Source organism: Thermobifida halotolerans (assembly GCF_003574835.2).
GTDB lineage: Bacteria > Actinomycetota > Actinomycetes > Streptosporangiales > Streptosporangiaceae > Thermobifida > Thermobifida halotolerans.
The window spans coordinates 5,377,221-5,395,980 of record NZ_CP063196.1; the positions used below are offsets into that span (position 1 = coordinate 5,377,221).

The 18,760-nt window shown below is 72.0% G+C and carries 16 protein-coding genes; 8 read left to right on the forward strand and 8 right to left on the reverse strand.

The window, feature by feature from the left end; translation table 11 throughout:
* Positions 1-125 precede the first annotated feature (125 nt).
* Positions 126-3,401 (forward strand): transglycosylase domain-containing protein, encoded by a 3,276-nt coding sequence (locus NI17_RS23800; RefSeq protein ID WP_068687582.1) that lies wholly within the window; start codon positions 126-128, stop codon positions 3,399-3,401.
* A gap of 77 nt (positions 3,402-3,478) precedes the next feature.
* On the opposite strand, the gene NI17_RS23805 is transcribed toward NI17_RS23800, so the two are convergent.
* From NI17_RS23805 to nadA, 6 genes are all read right to left on the reverse strand, one after another.
* Positions 3,479-4,561: a glycoside hydrolase family 15 protein gene (locus NI17_RS23805; RefSeq protein WP_068687583.1), complete on the reverse strand. Its 1,083-nt coding sequence runs from the start codon at positions 4,559-4,561 to the stop codon at positions 3,479-3,481.
* Positions 4,558-5,289: a class I SAM-dependent methyltransferase gene (locus tag NI17_RS23810; RefSeq protein ID WP_068687933.1), complete on the reverse strand. Its 732-nt coding sequence runs from the start codon at positions 5,287-5,289 to the stop codon at positions 4,558-4,560. The genes NI17_RS23805 and NI17_RS23810 overlap by 4 nt, the downstream gene beginning before the upstream one ends.
* A 94-nt stretch (positions 5,290-5,383) precedes the next feature.
* Entirely contained in the window at positions 5,384-6,652 is a 1,269-nt protein-coding gene (locus NI17_RS23815; RefSeq protein WP_068687584.1) for a glycosyltransferase family 4 protein, read from the reverse strand.
* A 335-nt stretch (positions 6,653-6,987) separates the two neighbouring features.
* A complete protein-coding gene (locus tag NI17_RS23820) occupies positions 6,988-7,992 on the reverse strand; it encodes an MBL fold metallo-hydrolase (protein ID WP_068687585.1) in 1,005 nt (334 codons plus the stop codon).
* A 162-nt stretch (positions 7,993-8,154) separates the two neighbouring features.
* Positions 8,155-9,588: a sigma factor-like helix-turn-helix DNA-binding protein gene (locus NI17_RS23825; protein ID WP_068687586.1), complete on the reverse strand. Its 1,434-nt coding sequence runs from the start codon at positions 9,586-9,588 to the stop codon at positions 8,155-8,157.
* 213 nt (positions 9,589-9,801) lie between these two features.
* On the reverse strand, positions 9,802-10,800 hold the full coding sequence (nadA, locus tag NI17_RS23830) for a quinolinate synthase NadA (RefSeq protein WP_119268007.1): 999 nt from the start codon (positions 10,798-10,800) through the stop codon (positions 9,802-9,804).
* Positions 10,801-10,975: 175 nt separating this feature from the next.
* On the opposite strand from nadA, the gene NI17_RS23835 reads away from it, so the two are divergent.
* The 7 genes from NI17_RS23835 (at position 10,976) to NI17_RS23865 (ending at position 16,384) form a co-directional block, all read left to right on the forward strand.
* The gene (locus NI17_RS23835) at positions 10,976-11,680 is read left to right on the forward strand and encodes an NUDIX hydrolase (protein ID WP_084012365.1); all 705 of its coding nucleotides are present in this window, start codon (positions 10,976-10,978) and stop codon (positions 11,678-11,680) included.
* Between the two features lie 71 nt (positions 11,681-11,751).
* Positions 11,752-12,393, forward strand: coding sequence for an HAD family hydrolase (locus tag NI17_RS23840; protein WP_199859885.1), 642 nt, complete (start codon positions 11,752-11,754; stop codon positions 12,391-12,393).
* Between the two features lie 127 nt (positions 12,394-12,520).
* Positions 12,521-13,672 (forward strand): ABC transporter ATP-binding protein, encoded by a 1,152-nt coding sequence (locus NI17_RS23845; protein WP_119268008.1) that lies wholly within the window; start codon positions 12,521-12,523, stop codon positions 13,670-13,672.
* A complete protein-coding gene (locus NI17_RS23850; RefSeq protein WP_084012330.1) occupies positions 13,665-14,372 on the forward strand; it encodes an ABC transporter permease in 708 nt (235 codons plus the stop codon). Before NI17_RS23845 ends, NI17_RS23850 begins: the two co-directional genes overlap by 8 nt.
* On the forward strand, positions 14,369-15,052 hold the full coding sequence (locus NI17_RS23855) for an ABC transporter permease (protein ID WP_068687935.1): 684 nt from the start codon (positions 14,369-14,371) through the stop codon (positions 15,050-15,052). The genes NI17_RS23850 and NI17_RS23855 overlap by 4 nt, the downstream gene beginning before the upstream one ends.
* 47 nt (positions 15,053-15,099) lie before the next feature.
* Entirely contained in the window at positions 15,100-16,005 is a 906-nt protein-coding gene (locus tag NI17_RS23860) for an ABC transporter substrate-binding protein (protein ID WP_068687589.1), read from the forward strand.
* An 85-nt stretch (positions 16,006-16,090) separates the two neighbouring features.
* Entirely contained in the window at positions 16,091-16,384 is a 294-nt protein-coding gene (locus NI17_RS23865) for a hypothetical protein (protein WP_119268009.1), read from the forward strand.
* A 145-nt stretch (positions 16,385-16,529) separates the two neighbouring features.
* Here the strand turns inward: NI17_RS23865 and NI17_RS23870 are convergent, their stop codons facing one another.
* Together NI17_RS23870 and sppA are read right to left on the reverse strand one after the other, a co-directional pair.
* The gene (locus NI17_RS23870; protein WP_068687591.1) at positions 16,530-17,021 is read right to left on the reverse strand and encodes a flavin reductase family protein; all 492 of its coding nucleotides are present in this window, start codon (positions 17,019-17,021) and stop codon (positions 16,530-16,532) included.
* Positions 17,018-18,730, reverse strand: a complete 1,713-nt coding sequence (sppA, locus tag NI17_RS23875) for a signal peptide peptidase SppA (protein WP_068687592.1) — start codon at positions 18,728-18,730, stop codon at positions 17,018-17,020. The genes NI17_RS23870 and sppA overlap by 4 nt, the downstream gene beginning before the upstream one ends.
* Positions 18,731-18,760 lie beyond the last annotated feature (30 nt).

Consider the following 18,760-nt stretch of genomic DNA (forward strand, 5'->3'; position numbering starts at 1 on the left):
ATCGTGAAGCGCGATGGTTGAGGGCGACCCCCCGCCAGCGCCCATCCCAGTCCGACTTTTCGTGAACCCATCGCCCCCGTCTGTGCGTCATAACCGATAGCGCTTGCAGTGTGTGGGGAGCGACGATGCCAGGGGGCGACGAACTGAGCGAGAGCAACAACGGCGACATCGATCCGCGCCCTGAGGTCGAAGCAGCGGACGCCGCCGATTCTTCAGCGACGAAAAGTGACGTGAACTTCAACGAGCCTGATTCCGGCGACCATTCTGACAGCGCCGACGACCATCCTGACAAGACTCGGACCGGGGCTGAGGCCGACGCCGACACGCCCGGCGACGGAGGCGAGGGCGACTTCGACTGGTTCGCCTCGCACGACGACGCTTCGGAGGACGAGTCTCCCTACCTCGAAGCCAGCGCCTTCAAGGACAGCGGCAGTTTCTTCCGGGACCGGGTGGCACGCAGCCTGGCCGAGGAGTACGGCCTGGAACTGGACGAGGACGGCAGGGTCACCGACCCCGGAGACTCCGACGGCACGGCCGGACAGAAGACCGAGACCGGGACCGGGTCGCCGGACGAGCCGACCGGGGCGGCGGCCGCACGGGAGGACGCCGACGACACGGCCGCCGGTGAGGAGACCGCTTCGGTCGATTCGGGCGACGGCGAGGACGCGACGGGCGCACCCGTAGCCGACCCGGGGTCCGGGAGCACCGTTGAGGCCGCACCGTCTCGGTCCGACGACACGGCCGGGGTCTCGGAGGCGGACGAGGAGGACACCGAGCGGCTCAGGCAGTCCGAGGTGGCTGCGGTGCCCGGAACCGGTGAGGAGGACACCGAGCGGCTCGGCCGGTCCGAGGCGGCCGGGGTCTCGGAGGTGGACGAGGAGGACACCGAACGGCTCGGCCGGTCCGAGGCGGCTGCGGTGCCCGGAACCGGTGAGGAGGACACCGAACGGGTCCGGCCGACCGCGCCCTCCGGGATCGACGAGGCCACCGTCCAGGTCTCCGCGGTGGGGACCGACCAGCCCACGGCGGCGACGGAGCGCTTCGGGAGCACACCCCCCGAGCCCGAGACCTCTTCCGAGACCACCGCGGTCTTCAGCCACGGCCCGGTCGGAACCGGTCCCCGACAGCAGGGGCCCGCCTCCCGCGCTCCGCGCTTCGTGGAGGGTGCGGCCGGCCCGGGGACGGACACGCCCGCCCCCGTCGGACCGTCCCCCACCACCGAATCCGCGGCGGGCGGCACGGCGGTGAAGGCCAAGAAGAAGCAGCCCAAGCGGAAGAAGCCGCTGTGGTGGCGGATCACCCGTGTCGGGCTGGTCGCCGTGGTACTGGCCGTGGGAGCCGTGGTCGGCGGGTTCGCCTACGCCTACTCGGCGTTCGAGGTCCCCGACGCGGCCCAGGCCGACGCCACCGCGCAGGGGTCCGTCTTCTACTACGCCGACGGGTCGGTCCTCACCGAGCGCGGCGTCAACCGCAAGCCCGTCTCGCTCGACGATGTCCCCGAGCACGTCCAGAACGCCATCCTCTCCGCGGAGAACCGCGGCTTCTGGGACGAACCGGGCGTCTCCGTCACCGGCACGGCGCGCGCGGTCTGGTCCACCGTCACCGGACAGCAGGTCCAGGGCGGGTCCACCATCACCCAGCAGTTCGTGCGCAACTACTACGAGGGACTGAGCCAGGAGCAGACCATCGAGCGCAAGCTCAAGGAGATCATCATCGCGCTGAAGGTCGACCGCTCCCAGCCCAAGGAGTGGATCCTGGAGCAGTACCTCAACACCATCTACTTCGGCCGCAACGCCTACGGCATCCAGGCGGCCGCCGAGGCCTACTACAACAAGGACGTCGGCGACCTCACCCCTGACGAGGCGGCGTTCCTGGCCGCGGCCATCCAGCAGCCCACCAAGTTCGGCCTGGCCGACAGCGACACCACCCCCGAGATGGAGAGCCGCTGGCGGTACGTGGTCAGGGGCCTGGTGGAGATGGGGTCCATCACCGAGGCGGAGTCGGCGGACTACGAGTTCCCCAAGCCGCTGCCGGAACGGCCGCAGGACAACATCGACCTCAGCGGCTACAAGGGCTACATGTTCCAGCAGGCCATGAAGGAGCTGGAGGAGCTCGGCTACACCGAGGACAACATCAACCGGGGCGGCTACGAGATCCACACCACCTTCGATCCGGACCTGATGCAGGCGGCCTACGAGGCGGTGCAGGAGAACGTGCCCGTCGACGACCTGCCGGAGGGGGTGCGGGTCGGGCTCAGCGTGGTCGACCCGGCCACCGGCGGCGTGGTGGCCTTCTACGGGGGCCAGGACTACTTCGAGAACCAGTACGACAGCGCGTTCCTGGGTACCGCGCAGGCGGGGTCGGCGATGAAGCCGTACGTGCTCGCCACGGCGCTCAAGGAGGGGCTGAGCCTGTACACCGTGGTGGACGGCTCCGGGCCGAGGATGATCAACGGTACGCGGATCCAGAACGCGGGCAACTCCCCCGGCGGCGCGATGAACCTCATCCAGGCCACCACCGTCTCCAACAACCTCGGCTACATCGACCTGGCCCAGCGGGTCGGGTTGGAGAAGGTCGCCGAGACCGCCTACGACATGGGACTGCCCGAGGACAGCATCGACCTGGTGCCGGTGCTGCCGCTGGGCGCCAACAGCGTGAGCCCCACCAACCAGGCGGGCGGCTACGCCACCTTCGCCAACGGTGGTGAGCACGTCGAGACACACGTGGTGTCGTCCATCCTCAACAAGGACGGCGAGGAGGAACGCCCCGAGCCGGAACGCAACCGGGTACTCACCGAGGAGCAGGCGGCCGACGCCACCTACGCGATGCGCCAGGTGATCAACTCGGGCACCGGCACGGCCGCCAACATCGGACGCCCCGCCGCGGGCAAGACCGGGACCACCAACGGCAGCGTCGCCGCCTGGTTCGTCGGCTACACGCCGCAGATGTCCGCGGCGGTGGGCATCTACAGCGGTGACAACGAGACGTTCTCCGTTCCCGGCTGGGGAACCCTGTCCGGCGGCACGCTCCCGGCGACGGTGTGGCGCGCCTTCATGCAGAAGGCGATGGCGGACGTACCCGTCGAGGACTTCCCCTCACCCTCGTTCAGCGGCTCCTCGCCCAACTGGGCGCCGGAGCCCGAGCCCGATCCCACGGAGAGCTCCGGTCCCTCGACCGAGCAGCCTCCGGTGACGGAGGAGGAGCCGCCCGTGGTCGCCGATCCGGGCACGGGAGTCGACCCGGGCACGGGCGGCGGCGGCATCGACACCGGCGGCGGCGGTGGCGATGGTGGTGGCGGTACCGATCCCGGCACCGACCCCGGCGGTGGTGGCGGTACCGACCCCGGTGGCGGCGGCGGTGGCGGCGACACCGGCGACGGGATGCTGTCGCCGACGGGCTGACCACGGTGTGGGTCGCCTCCCGGTCCGGGAGGCGACCCACACCGCTGTGCGGGCGCCGAACGGTGAGCCGCGGACGGTCATCCGGTGGGGAGCGCCACCGGCTGGTCGCAGCAGTCCGCGGCGGTCCGCTCCGCCCCGTGCGAAACATCGGTGAAGACGCGGATGCCGGGCGTGGCCGCGCAGAGCGCGTCGACAGCCAGGATCACCGCGGCGGTGGTCCAGGTGCTGCGCTCCACCGGCCAGCGCACGTCCTGGGCGAACTGGTAACCGGTCCAGTAGGCGCCGTCGTCGGGGTCGCGCAGGTGCTGGATCCAGGCCAGCAGTTCGGCGCCCCGGTCGAGGTCGCCGACGGCTGCCAGGGCCAACACCAGCTCCGACGTCTCGGCCCCGGTGACCCACGGCTGGTCGCTGACACAGCGGATGCCCAGGCCGGGCACCACGAAGGCGTCCCAGCGCTCCGCGAGGCGCTTCTCGGCCCGCTCACCGCGCACCGCTCCGCCCAGAACCGGGTAGTACCAGTCCATCGAGTAGCGGCTGCGGTCGGCGAAGAGCGACTCGTGGTCGCACACCAGGTGGGCCAGTCGTGCCGCGGCCGCCTCCCAGTCGGGCTGCGGGCACCCCAGATACTCGGCGAGCGCGGCGGCGCAGCGCAGCCCCTGGTGGATGCTCGCGCAGACGGTGAGCAGGGCGTGGTCGCCGGGACTGCCGTCGGCGCCGCGCGCCCACAGGATCTCGCCCCGCTCGGTGCGCAGTCCCAGCACGAAGCCGATCCCCGCGCGCACGGTGGGCCACAGCCGCTCCGCGAACCCGTCGTCACCGCTGACCAGCAGGTGGTGCCAGACGCCGACGGCGGCGTAGGCGGCGTGGTTGGCCTCCCGGAGCGGATCGGCGACCTTGCCCTGGCGGAGTTTGGCGGGCCAGGAGCCGTCCGGGTTCTGCACCGTCGCCAGCCAGTCGTAGGCGCGCACCGCCGCCCTGTGGTGGCCGGACGCCGACAGCGCCATGGCGCACTCGACGTGGTCCCAGACGTCCAGGTGGCCTCCGGGAAACCACGGGATCGCTCCCGAGGGCTCCTGGGTGTTGACCAGGTACTCGGCGCTGCGGGCGATGTCGTCGGCCCCGAGGACACCCGGAAGTTCGGGAAGGTCGTGCGTGCTCATCCGGTGTCCCCGCCCCGCCGTGGTTTGCGGAGGTAGACGACGACGCTCTTGCCGATCAGCGGGTTGAGCGCGCGCTCGGCGAGACGGGTGACACGGGGGGCCTTCATCATGTCCCACACCAGGAGGTTGTGGTAGGCGCGCACCAGCGGGTGCGTGTCGTTGTCGGTGCCCACGGCGCACTTGAGCCACCAGTAGGGCGAGTGCAGGGCGTGCGCGTGGTGGTGCGGACCGATCCGGAACCCGGTGGCCTTGAGCTTGGCCTCCAACTCGGCGCGGGTGTAGATGCGGATGTGTCCGCCCTCGTTGGTGTGGTACTCCTCCGACAGCGCCCAGCAGACGCGTTCGGGCAGCCAGCTCGGCACGGTGACGACGGCGATGCCGCCCGGTGTGAGCACGCGGTGCAGCTCGGCCATGGCGGCGGTGTCGTGCGGGATGTGCTCCATGATCTCGGCGGCGATGACCCGGTCGAAGGAGCCGTCCTCGAAGGGCATGGCCAGCGCGTCGCCCCTGACGGTCTCGGCGGTGGCCGAGGCGGGCGCCTCCCCCTCGGCGCGCATGGCGGCGAACATGGCGGAGACCGAGGCCAGGTCGTTCTCGTTCTGGTCGAAGGCCACCACGTCGGCGCCTCGACGGTACGCCTCGAACGCGTGCCGGCCGCCGCCGCAGCCCAGGTCCAGCACCCGGTTGCCGGGGCCGACGGGGAACAGAGTGAAGTCGACGGTGATCAGAGGAAGCTCCTTCTGGTCGTACCTGCGGGGTCGTGTGCGGAAGAGGGCACGCGCCCACGGTGGGTCCAGGGGGGACCCTACGGGGTGATGGGGGTCAGGGCCGACGTCCCCGTCCGCTCCGCGTGGCCTCGATGGCGGCGACATAGCGGCGGGCGGTCGCCTCGGCCACCGCCCGCCAGGTGAAGCGCTCCTGGACGCGCCGCCACGCCGCCTCGCTCATCCGGGCGCGTTCGGCGTCGTTGTCCAGCAGTTCCGCCACCGCCGCCGAGAGCGCCTCGGCGTCGCCGGGAGGGACCAGGCGTCCGGCGGCGCCGTCCTCGCCGACCACCTCGGGCAGGGCGCCCGCCCGGCTGGCCACGAGCGGGGTGCCGGTGGCCATGGCCTCCACCGCGGGCAGGGAGAAGCCCTCGTAGAGCGAGGGGACCACCGCGACCTGGGCACTGGACAGCAGGCGGGCCAGTTCGGTGTCGTCGATGCCGCTGACGAAGGTGACGCGGTCCCGCAGTGACAGTTCGTCGACGAGCCGGTCGGTGGGACCTCCGGGGCGGGGCCTGCTGACGACGGTCAACTCGACCTCTCGTTCGGTGGCGAGTTTGGCCGTGGCGCCCAGCAGCGTCGCCACCCCCTTGAGCGGGCTGTCGGCGCTGGCCACGCAGACGATCCGGCCGGGGACCCGGGTGACGTCGGGGCGCGGGTGGAAGAACCTGGTGTCGACTCCGAGCGGGACCACGTCGATGGCGGAGGGGCGGACCCGGAACTCGCGGGCGACGTCCTCGGCGGAGGACCGGGAGGGCACCAGGATGGACCGCAGCCGTCGCGCCACCCGTCTCTGCATGTTCACGAAGCCGTACCAGCGGCGCTTGGACAGGCGCTGCCAGCCGGAGGAGGACTCCAGTTCGATGCGGCGGTCCACGGTGATGGGGTGGTGGACGGTGGTGACCAGGGGGAAGGATGACTGGACGCCGAGCAGGCCGTAGCCGAGGGTCTGGTTGTCGTGCACCACGTCGAACTCGTCGCGTCGGGCGCGCAGTTCGCGCAGGGCCCGCAGGGAGAAGGTGAGCGGTTCGGGGAAGCCGGCGGTCCACATGGTGGCGACCTCCAGCGCGTCGATCCAGTCCCGCCACCGGCTGACCGGAGGGGTCTGGAACGGGTGGGCGTCGTTGTACAGGTCCAGGCTGGGAATCCTGTCCAGGGTGACGCCGTCGTCGAGTTCGGGGTAGGGCTGGCCGGACAGTACACGTACCCGGTGACCGAGCGCGGCGAGTTCCCGGGAGAGGTGTCGGACGTAGACGCCCTGGCCGCCGCAGTGCGGCTTGCTTCGGTAGGAGAGCAGGGCAATGCGCAGGGGACGGTCGAGAGGCATGTGGTGACAACCCATCACAGGCGAGGAGCCGCGGGCCGACCCGCCGGTGCGGGTGTGGTCCCGCACGCTCATGACGGCGGCGGAGTGACTCGGGGCGGCGGGGACGGGAAGAGGGGCCTCGGGGCGCGAAGCGTCGGCGGCCCCCCGTTCCAACACTGTCGACAAACCACCTGATGCGTCACCCGCCTCGCATATTACCCACCAGTTTAATGGCCGGCCCCTTCCGGGACTCCAGAGGGCCAACTGCGGCGGCTGTTCCGTTACCCCCGTCGTGTGCTGGAAAAACGTCTCCGCCGCACGGAAGATGACGGAAACGGGGGCGGCGGGTGGAGAGGTCAGCCCCGGGCCGCGGCCCACAGCAGGGTTCCGGAGCCGTCCGTGACGGGCACGGCGACACCGCGTCGGTGCAGGAGGCGCAGGTGCGCTGCGATCTCGGAGGCGGCCAGGCGGCGTGTCGACACCGGCATCCGGTCCCAGCCCCGTCTCCAGGACAGCCGCGACGTCAGCGTCCACAGGGTGGCCGGGGAGGAGGAGAGCAGGCGGGACAGTTCGGCGAGGCGGTCCTCGTGGTGGTCGGCGATGGTGGCGGCGCGTTCCGGGATGCCGGTGAACCGGTGCTCGTGGGCGGGCAGGGCCGTCGTCGCCCCGAGTTTCGCGACCCGGGTCAGGGAGTCCAGGAAGTCGCCGAGGGGATCGTGGTCGGCGTCGAGCGGGTACAGGGCGATGTGCGGGGTGATCCGGGGCAGCAGGTGGTCGCCGGTGAGCAGGAGGCCCGCGTCCTCCAGGTGCAGACAGACGTGGCCCGGGGTGTGGCCGGGAGTCCACACCACCCGCAGCCGGTGGCCGGGCAGGTCCGCGAGTTCGCCCGGGACGAGTGCGCGGTCGGGAAGGGGGAGCGGGAGCAGAGGAGGCAGCGCCGCGGCGTGGGCGCGGATCTCGTCCTCTGAGGCCCCGGCGCGGCGTAGTTGGCCGAGCTCGGTCTCCCGGAACTCCTGGGGGGTCAGGTGGCGGAGGAAGCGGGCCCGGTCGATGTCGGCGCGGTGGGCCGCGACCCAGGCCCCCGAGGCGGCGCGCACCCGGCCCGCCAGACCCAGGTGGTCGCCGTGGAAGTGGGTGACGACGACGCCGTGCACGTCCTCGATCCGCGTTCCGGCCGTCTCCAGGCCCGCGCACAGTCCCCGCCAGGACTCCTCGTGGTCGCATCCGGCGTCCACCAGCACCGGGCCCCGGGCGGTGTGCAGCGCGTAGACCAGTGTGTGGCCGAGCGAGCTGTCCGGGAACGGCACCGGGATACTCCACAGTCCGTCGGCCACCTCCTCGACCGGGGGCAGTTCGCGCATGGCACCTCTTCCCTCTCCCGACCAGAACGCCGTTCGAGTTTAGGAGGGGAGGGGAACCGCCGTCCCGGCGGGGCGAGGAAACGACGGAGCACGGCCCCGGGGGGAGCGGGTGGATCGGCACCGGGGCGCCTCCCCGCTCCCCGGAGCCGGTTCCGGGAGGGGTCAGCCCCCGCCCTTCAGGCCCAGCAGGCCCAGCACCTCGTCCAGCAGGGTGGTCACCACGCCCGACTCCTGGTTCTGGGGAGACTCCGACGGCGGCGCGGGGGAGTCCTCGGGAGCGCTCTGAGGCTGGGGGGCCGGTTCCGGTGGTGCGTCGGCTGCCGGGTCGTCCTCCGGAGCCTGCGGCGCGGGGTTCGGCGCCTCGGCCTCCCCGGTCGAGGAGTCGGTGGGCTCCGCGGGCCCGGGGTCCGCGCCGCTGCCGGATTCCTCCGGTGGAGTCGCCTCCCCGGTGGGCTCCGGGAGGGGCGGGGCGGAGGGCTCGACGGGAACACCGCCGGGGTCGGGTTCGGAGGTCTCGGTGACGTGGCCGGACAAGGGGGTGGCGGTCACCCCGCCGACGGGAGGCGGTGCCCCGACGACGGGGGCCCCGGAGCCGTTCAGGAAGACGCCGATTCCCCACAGGCTGAAGGCGACCAGGGCGGTGAACAGGCCAGCGGCGGCCGGGAGCAGCCAGCCGGACAGCCGGTGGGGTTCGTCGGCCCCGTGCTCGCCGTCCACCTCGCCGGTGGCGGGCCCGGACAGCGGTCCGGCGGCCGGGACAGCAGCGGTGTCCGGCACGGTGGGGGAGGAGGTGGGGGGCGCGTCCTCCGTCGGGTCCGCGGCGACCTCCGGGACCCCGGAGTCCTGCGGGGTGGACGCGGCGCCGCGGATCCGCTGCAGGGGGAAGCCGTTGGGGCCCAGGGGGCGGACCGCGACGCCCGCGGCCTCGCGCCGAGGGGCGGCCCCCGGCGACGCGCAGTCGGCGATGACCCGCTCGCGCAGTCGTCGCGGTGGACCGGGCAGTGCGATGGAGGTCAGTGCCAGGGGGATGTCCGCGAGTCCCCACCGGGAGCCGGGGCGGTCGTCGGTGCCGCTGTTCTCGGTGAGCAGGTCGGTGGCCCGTTTGGCGGCGGACCGGCACAGTTCGCTCACCGTTTCGGGGTCCAGGCCGAGCACGACCGCGATCTGGGTGTGGGACAGACCGTGCCGCAGCGACAGCTCCAGCAGTTCCCGGTGGCTGGGCGGCAGTTCGAGCAGCACGTCGCGGAAGGGTTGGTTCTCGGCGTGGACGGACAGCAGCGCGTACGGCGCGTCCGTGGCGAAGCCGCGCTGCTGGCAGACGGCCCGTGCCAGGGCGAACAGCCAGGCGCGGAACAGGTCGCGGTCACGCAGTTGGGGGAGCAGTGCGACCGCGGCCAGGAAGGTCTCGTGCACGGCCGCGCCCGGGGCGTCGTCCTCCCGCTCGGTGCTCGGACCGAGCAGGGTCCAGCAGTAGCGGTAGAGCGCGGGGGCGAACGCGTCGTAGCACCGTTCGTACCCCTGCCCCTCCCACAGCAGCGTCGCAAAAGCGTAGTCCTCGCTGACCCGCTGCCGGTTCGGTCCCTGAGGCGCGGTCAAGACCCCTCCGCTCGGTCGCTTGCTTCTCGATCGCTTTCCGGTCTGTCTCTAATGGGAGAAAAGCCGGAGATGTTCGAGACGCTAGCGACTCGGACGTGTTCTGTCCTGGCTTTTCGGAATATTTGTCCAAAAAGCAAGGGCGGGTGGCCTGTCCTGGCGCGGAGTACGGCGGGGCCGGTGCGGCAGCCGCACCGGCCCCGCCGGAGGCGGTGCCTACTCCCCGCCGCGGGAGGGGGAGCCGATGGCGATCATGCGCTCCACCGACCGGCGGGCCCGGACCGCCACGTCCTCGGGCACGGTGATCTCGGTGGTGCCGTGGCGCAGCGCCGACAGCAGTTTCTCGGCGGTGATCATCTTCATGTAGTGGCACTCCGCGCGGGAGTTCACCGGCTCGAAGGCGGTCCTGGGGTTGGCCGCCCGCAGTTGGTGCAGCATGCCGGTCTCGGTGGCGATGAGCACCTTGTTCGCGGTCGTCTTCTCCGCGGCGCTCAGCATGCCGCCGGTGGAGAGCACCTTGACCCGGTCCTGGGGCACCGTGCCCGAGGAGGCCAGGTACAGCGCCGACGTGGCGCAGCCGCACTCGGGGTGCACGTACAGCTCGGCGTCGGGTTCGGCCTCGACCCGCTCACGCAGGGTGTGGCCGTCGATTCCGGCGTGCACGTGGCACTCGCCCATCCACACGTGGATGTTGTCGCGGCCGGTGACCCGCCTGACGTGTGCGCCCAGGAACTGGTCGGGCAGGAACAGGATCTCCCGGTCCTCGGGGATCGAGCGGATGACGTCGGCGGCGTTGGACGAGGTGCAGCAGATGTCGGTCTCGGCCTTGACCGCCGCGGTGGTGTTGACGTAGGCGACCACGACCGCGCCGGGGTGTTCGGCGCGCCAGGCGCGCACATCCTCGGCGGTGATCGTGTCGGCCAGGGAGCATCCGGCCTCGGGTTCGGGGAGCAGGACCGTCTTCTCGGGGGAGAGCAGTTTGGCCGTCTCGGCCATGAAGTGCACGCCGCAGAAGACGATGGTGCTCGCCTCGACACTGGCCGCCAACCGGGACAGGGCCAGGGAGTCGCCGGTGTGGTCCGCGACGTCCTGGATCTCGGGCCGCTGGTAGTTGTGCGCGAGGATGACCGCGTCGCGCTCCTTGGCCAGGCGGCGGACCTCGTCGGCCCACTCCTGCCTGGTCATAGCGTCCGCTGGGACGGTGACCGTTGCCATGTCGGTGCTTCTTCCTTCAGATGGACCGGATGCCCGCCCTGTGGAGTGGGCGTCCGGGGATGCCGGTGGGGCCGGATGGTTTTTGTCTTATAGGCAAAAACTCGAAGCAGCTTAACATGATTCCCAGCGGACGGAAGGGAGCAGGGTGGATATCGACGAGGTCGGCGGAAAGCTCGTGCCTGTCCCCCAGGCGAGCCCGACCACGGACGGCCCCGGAGCCGCCCACGAGGTGCTGGCCGTGGTCTTCCAGATCCGCCACGACCGCCTGTGCGTGCTCATCTGGCGGCGCGGCCGCCCTCCCTGCGAGGGGCTGTGGGCGCTGCCCGGCGGACGGCTCGGCGCCACCGAGGGACTGGGCGAGTCGATCCGCCGCCAACTCGCCCAGAAGGTCGACGTGCGCGAACTCGCCCACCTGGAACAGTTGGAGACCTGGGGCGACCCCGACCGCAACCCCTTCGGCCGCACCCTGGCCACCGCCTACCTGGGCCTGGTCCCCGCGGGAATCGACCCGCTCGTCCCCGACGACACCGAGTGGCGGCCGGTCTCCGAACTGCCTCCCATGGCGTTCGACCACGCGGCCATGGTCGGCGCGGCCCGGCGGCGGCTGCGCGCCAAACTCTCCTACACCAACATCGGGTTCGCGCTCGCTCCACCCGAGTTCACCATGTCCCAACTCTCCCGCTACTACCGTGCCGCCCTGGGACACGACGTCGCGGCCACCAACCTGCGCCGGGTGCTGCTGCGCCGGGGGCAGATCGAGGAGACCGGCAGGAGCGTGCCCTCGGGCCGGTCGGGCGGCCGTCCCGCCGCGCTCTTCCGGTTCCGCACCCGGAAACTGGAGATCACCGACGCCTTCGCGGTGCTGCGCCCGCCGAGCTGACCGCGATCGCCCACGGGACGGCCGGCCTGGACAGGCCCTGTGTTAGCGTCCCGTTTGTGACGATTCGCAGCGTGGTTTTCGACGTCGGCGAGACCCTGATCGACGAGACCAGGATCTTCGGTCGCTGGGCCGACCGCCTTGGAGTCCCCCATCTGACCTTCTTCGGGACCCTCGGCGGGGTGCTCGCCGAAGGCCGCCCGATGCTCGATGCGTTCCGGCTGGTCAAACCCGGTTTCGACCTGGAGGCCGAGATCACGGCGTGGGAGCGGGACGAACCGGACTCGCTGCGCGAGAACTTCGACGCCGACGACCTCTACCCCGACGTGCGCCCCGCCCTGGAGAAGCTGCGTGCCGGGGGACTGCGCGTGCTCATCGCGGGCAACCAGCCGGTGCAGGCCGAGGCGGCGCTGCGCGCCATGGCACTTCCGGTGGAGGACGTCCACGTCTCGGCGGCGTGGGGCGTGGCCAAACCCGAGCGGGCGTTCTTCACCCGGGTGATCGAGGAGGCCGGGGTCGCCGCCGAGGAGATCCTCTACGTGGGCGACCGCATCGACAACGACGTCATCCCCGCCCGGGCGTCCGGACTGCGCACCGCCCTGCTCCGCCGCGGCCCGTGGGGCTACCTGCACGCCGAACGCCCCGAGGCCGAGCAGGCCGACGTGATCCTGACCGACCTGACCGAACTGCCCCGATGGGTGGCCGATGCCGGATGAGGCCGGTCCGCGTCGCGCCGCAGCGGCGGGGCCTCCCGCGCAGCGAGGCGGTTTGCCGGAACAGAGCCCGGGGAAAAAGCGTCGGCATGAGCGACCGGCGGCGTGCCGAGGAATCCACCCCCATACCATGATCACCTTCACCGGAGTGACCAAGCGCTACCCCGACGGCACCGTCGCCGTCGACAGCCTGGACCTCGAGATCCCCGGCGGACGCACCACCGTCCTCGTCGGCCCTTCCGGCTGCGGCAAGACCACCTCGCTGCGGATGGTCAACAGGATGGTGGAGCCCACCGCGGGAACGGTCGCCATCGACGGGGCCGACGTCCGCGAACAGGACCCGGCACTGCTGCGCCGCTCCATCGGCTACGTCATCCAGCAGGCGGGACTCTTCCCGCACCGCACCGTCGTGGACAACATCGCCACCGTGCCGCTTCTGCTCGGCTGGGGCAGGAGCCGGGCCCGGTCCAGGGCCCGCGAACTCATGGAGGTGATGGGACTCGCGTCCGAACTGGCCGGACGCTACCCGCACCAGTTGTCGGGGGGCCAGCAGCAGCGCGTGGGCGTGGCCCGGGCCCTGGCCGCCGATCCCCCCGTGCTCCTCATGGACGAACCGTTCAGCGCGGTGGACCCCGTGGTGCGCGCCGACCTCCAGGACGAACTGATCCGGTTGCAGAGCGAACTGCGCAAGACCGTCGTCTTCGTCACCCACGACATCGAGGAGGCGGTGCGGATCGGCGACGCCATCGCGGTCCTGCGCCCCGGCGGCGTGCTCGCCCAGTTCGACACGCCCGAACGGCTCCTGGCGGCACCGGCGGACACGTTCGTCGAGCGGTTCGTCGGCCGGGACCGGGGCGTGCGGCGGCTCTCCCTCCTGCCCGCACGCACCCTCCGGCTCCACCCCGAACCGGTCGTCGACGAGCACACCCCGCTCGCCCGGGCCCGCGCCCTCGCCGAGAAGCACGGCGAGCCGTGGCTGCTGGTCGTGGACGCGCACCGCCGCCCGCGCGGCTGGGCGCCGGCCGAAGCACTGGGCCACGACACCGGCGGCACGATCGGCGACCTCGACCTCGTCAGCCACGGACACGTCTTCCGCGTCGCCACCGACTCCCTGCGCGTCGCCCTGGACGCCGCCGTGCTCTCCCCGGCCGGGCGCGCCGTCGGAGTCGACACCGACGGGCGGGTCGTCGGCGTGGTCCCCCAGAGCGAACTGGGCACGGCCGTCTGGGCGGCCGGAGCCGACGCGGCGTCCGCCACCCGGATGGTGGGCGTCGATGGGTGAGCAGCCGCTGGTCCGCTGGGACTGGATCGCCGAGCACCTGGCCGACCCGATCGGCACGCGGCTGCTGGAGCACCTCCAGCTCTCCCTGGCGCCGCTCCTGATCGGACTGGTCACCGCGGTCGTCCTCGGCGTGGCCTGCGAGCGGTGGCGGTGGTGGTACCCGCCGGTCCTCGTCGGCGTCAACGTCGTGTACGCGATACCGTCCATCGCGCTGTTCTTCCTGCTGCTGCCCTACACCGGGTTCGGTCCGTGGACCGCGATCATCCCGCTGAGCCTGTACACGCTGGCGGTCCTGGTGCCCAACGTCGTGGACGGACTGCGCCAGGTGCCCGACCACGTCCGCCAGGCCGCCACGGCGATGGGCTTCTCCCCGCTGCGCCGCCTCGTCCAGGTGGAGTTCCCCGTCGCGCTGCCGGTGGTCATCGCGGGCCTGCGGGTGGCGGCCGTGTCCACCGTCAGCATGGTCAGCGTCGCCTCCCTGGTGGGGCTCGGCGGGCTCGGCCAGCTCATCCTCACCGACGGGTTCCGGCGCCAGTTCACCACCCCGATCGTCGTCGGCATCGTGCTGTCGGTCCTGCTGGCCCTCCTCCTGGACGGGCTGCTGGTGCTGGCCCAGCGGGGACTGACCCCGTGGACACGCGACCGCGGCGGCGCGGCACGGCGCGCGACCGCCCGGACGGACGGGAGGAGCCGGACGTGAACATCGCCGTCGCCCTCTGGCAGTGGTTCGGCGACCCCGCCCAGTGGACCGGCCCCTCGGGCATCCCGGCACGCCTCGCCGAACACGTCGGCTACTCCGCGCTGGCCCTGCTGCTGGCCGCCCTGATCGGCGTTCCCGTGGGGCTGCTCACCGGGCACACCGGCCGCGGCGGCTTCCTCACCGCGAGCCTGGCCAACACCGCACGCGCGCTGCCCACGATCGGCGTGCTCATGCTGGTGGTGCTCGCCACGGGGATCGGTCTGCTTCCCGTCATGGCCGCCCTGGTGGCGCTGGCCGTTCCGCCCGTCATGGTCAACACCCACGAGGGGGTGCGCGGCGTCGCACCGGAGCTGCGGGACGCCGCCCGGGGCATGGGGATGCGCGGCCGGGAGATCCTGTTCGCCCTGGAGGTGCCGGTCGCGCTGCCGCTGATCCTGCTGGGGCTGCGCACCGCGGCGGTCCAGGTGGTCTCCACGGCCACCATCGCCGCCTACGTCGGCATCGGCGGTCTGGGCCGCTACATCGTGGACGGCCAGGCCCGCAGGGAGTTCGACATGGTGCTGGGCGGCGCGGTCCTGGTCGTCGTGCTCGCGGTGGCGGTCACCGCGCTGTTCTTCCTGCTGCGCCGGATGACGGTCTCCCCAGGGCTGCGCCGTCCGTGGTCCGGCGCGGCGACGTGATCCCGTTCCCCGTCCCCCGTTCCCCGCAAGTGAGGAGAGAACATCCCATGCGAGTCTCGACGAGGTGGGCCGCGGCGGCGGCCGTACCGCTGCTGCTCCTGGTCAGCGCCTGCGGCGGCAGTGACCCCTACGCCGGAGACGACGCCGCTCCGACCGGCGGGACGGTGGTGGTCGGGTCCGCGGACTTCCCGGAGAGCATCCTGCTCGGCAACGTCTACGCCCAGGCGCTGGAGGCCGCGGGCGTGCCGGTGGAGACGCGGTTCAACATCGGCAGCCGCGAGGTCTACTACGACCAGATCGTCTCCGGAAACCTGTCGGTCCTGCCCGAGTACAACGGCGCCATCCTGTTCTACCTGGACCCCGACGCCGTCGCGGCCGACACCGAGTCCACCAACGCGGCGGTCGCCGAGGCGCTGCCCGGGGAGCTGGAGATCCTGGAGTCCTCCGAGGCGCAGAACAAGGACTCCCTGACCGTCACCGGGGACACCGCCGAGCGGTACGACCTGGCCGCCGTCGGCGACCTGGAACCGGTCGCCGAGGAGATGGTCCTGGGCGGGCCGCCCGAGTTCGGCAGCCGCGCCCAGGGGGTGCCCGGCCTCCGCGACCGCTACGGACTGGAGTTCGCGGAGTTTCGCCCCCTGGACGTCAGCATCGTCGCGCAGGCGCTCCGGGACGGCGACGTGCAGGTGGCGAACCTGTTCACCACCGATCCGGCCATCGCGGCCAACGACTTCGTGGTCCTGGAGGACACCGAGAACCTCTTCGGCTCCCAGAACGTCACCCCGCTGGTGCACAGCGCCAGCGTCGACGACACGGCGCGCGAGGCGCTCAACGCGGTCTCGGCCGAACTGACCACGCAGACCCTGCTCGAACTCAACCGGCGGATCAGCATCGACCAGGAGGACCCCGACGACGTCGCCGCCGACTGGCTGGAGTCGGTCGGCCTGGCGTGACGGAGCGGGCACCCGGGGACGGTGCGGCCGCCGGCCCCGGGCTTTCCCACCGGAAGGAAGGGAAGAGAGCAGCGAAGTATTTCCTGTGAGCGACATCGAAGAACCGCGCCCGGGCGAGGGCAACGTCACCAAGGTCAGCGTCTCCCTACCGGAGGGAACCGCGGCCGCGGTCCGCAGACGGGTGGGCGACAGGGAGCTCTCCAGTTACGTGGCGGCAGCGGTGGAGCGGGAACTGCGCCGCCAGGTGCTGGCCGACATCGTCGCCGAGTACGAGGAGGAGAACGGCCCGGTTCCGGAGGAGGCCCGTGCCACGGTCCGCTCCGCATGGGAGGACGCCGAACGGAGGCACGCCCGGTGGGCCGCAGAGCCGGGCGCGTGAGTCCGGGAACCCTCGTTCTCGACAGTCAGGCGTTCTCGCTCCTCCTCCGTGCGGACGCGAATCTCGCCGCCTACGTCGATGATGCCCGAAACCGCGACATCAGCGTCGCCACGAATTCGATGACGATCATCGAGGCGCGGGGCACTCAGCCCAGCGTCCGGTACCGGCCGCCGTAGCGGACCAGCGGGCCGTCGGCCCCTCCGGTCACCTCGGGCAGCGCCACCACGGAGGCGAGGTAGACGGTGTGGTCGCCTGCCACGACCCGCTGCGTCACCTCGCACTCCACGGCGGCGACCGCGGAGTCCAGCACGAGCGCGCCGGTGCGCTCCCCCCGGTGGTGCGGCTCCGACGCCAGCAGCAGCCGCGCGCTGGGGCGTCCCTCGGCGGCGAACCGGCCCGCGACGGCCCGGTGCCGCGCGCCCAGCACGTTCACCGCGAAGCGGCCCTGCCGGTCGATCACCTCGGCCAGGTAGCTGTCCGACGCCACGCTGACCACGACGATCGGCGGCTCCGCCGAGATCGACGCGAAGGCGCTGATCGTGCTGCCGATGTCGTCGCGGCCGTCGGCCACGGTCACCACGGTCACCCCGGTGGCGAAACGGGCCAGCGTCTCGGTGAACTCCGCGGCCGTGATCACCGGATCTCCCACGTCCCCGGCATCACCAGCGGGCCCGCCGCGGGCAGACCCAGCCGGGCCGACACCTCCGCCAGCGGCCCCCACGCGCTCAGCCGCAGCCGCGCCTGCGCCGCCTTGTCCTCGCTGGACTCGGCCGGAACCAGTCGCTCCAGCGGTCCCAGCCGGGGGAAGTGCCGCACCGGGGCGAACGGCGGCAGCGTGCCCCGGTCACGGGCCAGCCGCACCGCGGTCTCCAGGCCGCCCAGTTCGTCGACCAGACCCTTCTCCAGCGCGTCCCGACCGGTCCACACCCGGCCGCGGGCCACCTCGTGCACCTCTTCGCGGGTCATTCCCCGGCCCTCGGCGACCTTGGCGACGAAGTCGTCGTAGATGTGGTCGAGTATCGCGTTGACGCGCTCCCACTCGGTGTCGTGGAACGGGCGGTCGCTGCTGAACATGCCCGCGTGCCTGCCGCCGTCGATGGAGTCGCTGGTGATGCCCAGCCTGCCGAGCAGCCCGGACAGCACCGCCTTGCCCACGAACACGCCGATCGAGCCGGTGATCGTCCCCGGCTGGGCCACGATCACGTCGGCGCCCGCGGAGACGAAGTAGCCGCCCGAACCGGCGACCTCGCCCATCGCCACCACGACCGGGATGCCCGCCTTGCGGGTCAGGACCACCTCGCGCCAGATCACGTCGGAGGCGGTGTAGGAACCGCCGGGACTGTCCACCCGGAACACCACCGCACGCACCTGCGGGTCCTGCCGGGCCGCGCGGAACGCCGCGGCCACGGTGTCCGACCCCATCGCCGCGCCTCCGCCGAGCGGCGAGCGGCGGCTGTGCCCGGGGACGATCTGCCCCACCCCCGAGACCAGCGCCACGTAGCCGTCGCGGTGCGCGGCCGGGACCCGGTTGACCAGGGAGCGGGTCCGCTGGTAGCGGGAGACGTACTGCAGGTGTGCGGGCTCCTCGGGAGTGGACCAGCGGTCCAGCAGCTCCGCGTAGATCTCGTCCCGGTAGGCGACGCGGTCGACGAGACCGGCCTCCAGTGCCTCGGCGGCCAGGAACGGACCCCGGTCGATGAGCGAGCGCACCGTGTCCTCGGACAGGCCGCGTCCGGTGCTGACGCCCTCCACGAGCTGCTCGGTGAACGACTCGACGATCCGTCCGCTGGCCTCGCGGTGCGGTTCGGTGAAGCCGCGCTCCGTGAAGACGTTGACGGCGGTCTTGTACTCGTGCCGCGCACCGGTCTGGTACTCGACGCCGAGCTTCTCGACGGCCTCGCCGAAGAACTTGTTCTCGGCGCTCACCCCGGTGAGCCCCACCGTTCCCGACGGCAGCAGCGCGATCTCGTCGAACGCCGTGGCCAGGTAGTAGGGGATCGACCCGGGGCCGAACTCCCCGAACGACTCGCTCCACGCCACCGCGGTCCTGCCGGAGCGGCGGAACATGCCGACGGCCTGCCGTAGCTCCTGCACCTTGGCCATGCCGATCGGACGGGAGCCGATCTTGACGACCAGCCCCTTGACCCGGGGGTCGTGCGCGGCCCGCCGGATACCCTCGACGACGTCGAGCAGCCGCTGCCGCCGCATCGCCATGATCTGGCCGAGCGGATCGCCCGGCGTCTCGTCGGTGATCCCTTCGGTCAGGTCCAGTTCGAGAACCAGCGGGGCGGTGCGCCGCCGCCGGATCTTGGACACGGGGTCGAACAGCTTCGCGACATCCACCATGCCACTCAGGGTAGACGAGCCTTCCGGCCG

Excerpts from the sequence above, each read along its gene's own strand:
- NI17_RS23800 (WP_068687582.1), top strand. The coding sequence starts at position 126 with ATGCCAGGGGGCGACGAACTGAGCGAGAGCAACAACGGCGACATCGAT.
- NI17_RS23805 (WP_068687583.1), bottom strand. The coding sequence starts at position 4,561 with ATGAGCACGCACGACCTTCCCGAACTTCCGGGTGTCCTCGGGGCCGAC.
- NI17_RS23815 (WP_068687584.1), bottom strand. The coding sequence starts at position 6,652 with ATGCCTCTCGACCGTCCCCTGCGCATTGCCCTGCTCTCCTACCGAAGC.
- NI17_RS23820 (WP_068687585.1), bottom strand. The coding sequence starts at position 7,992 with ATGCGCGAACTGCCCCCGGTCGAGGAGGTGGCCGACGGACTGTGGAGT.
- nadA (WP_119268007.1), bottom strand. The coding sequence starts at position 10,800 with ATGGCAACGGTCACCGTCCCAGCGGACGCTATGACCAGGCAGGAGTGG.
- NI17_RS23845 (WP_119268008.1), top strand. The coding sequence starts at position 12,521 with ATGATCACCTTCACCGGAGTGACCAAGCGCTACCCCGACGGCACCGTC.
- NI17_RS23850 (WP_084012330.1), top strand. The coding sequence starts at position 13,665 with ATGGGTGAGCAGCCGCTGGTCCGCTGGGACTGGATCGCCGAGCACCTG.
- NI17_RS23860 (WP_068687589.1), top strand. The coding sequence starts at position 15,100 with ATGCGAGTCTCGACGAGGTGGGCCGCGGCGGCGGCCGTACCGCTGCTG.
- sppA (WP_068687592.1), bottom strand. The coding sequence starts at position 18,730 with ATGGTGGATGTCGCGAAGCTGTTCGACCCCGTGTCCAAGATCCGGCGG.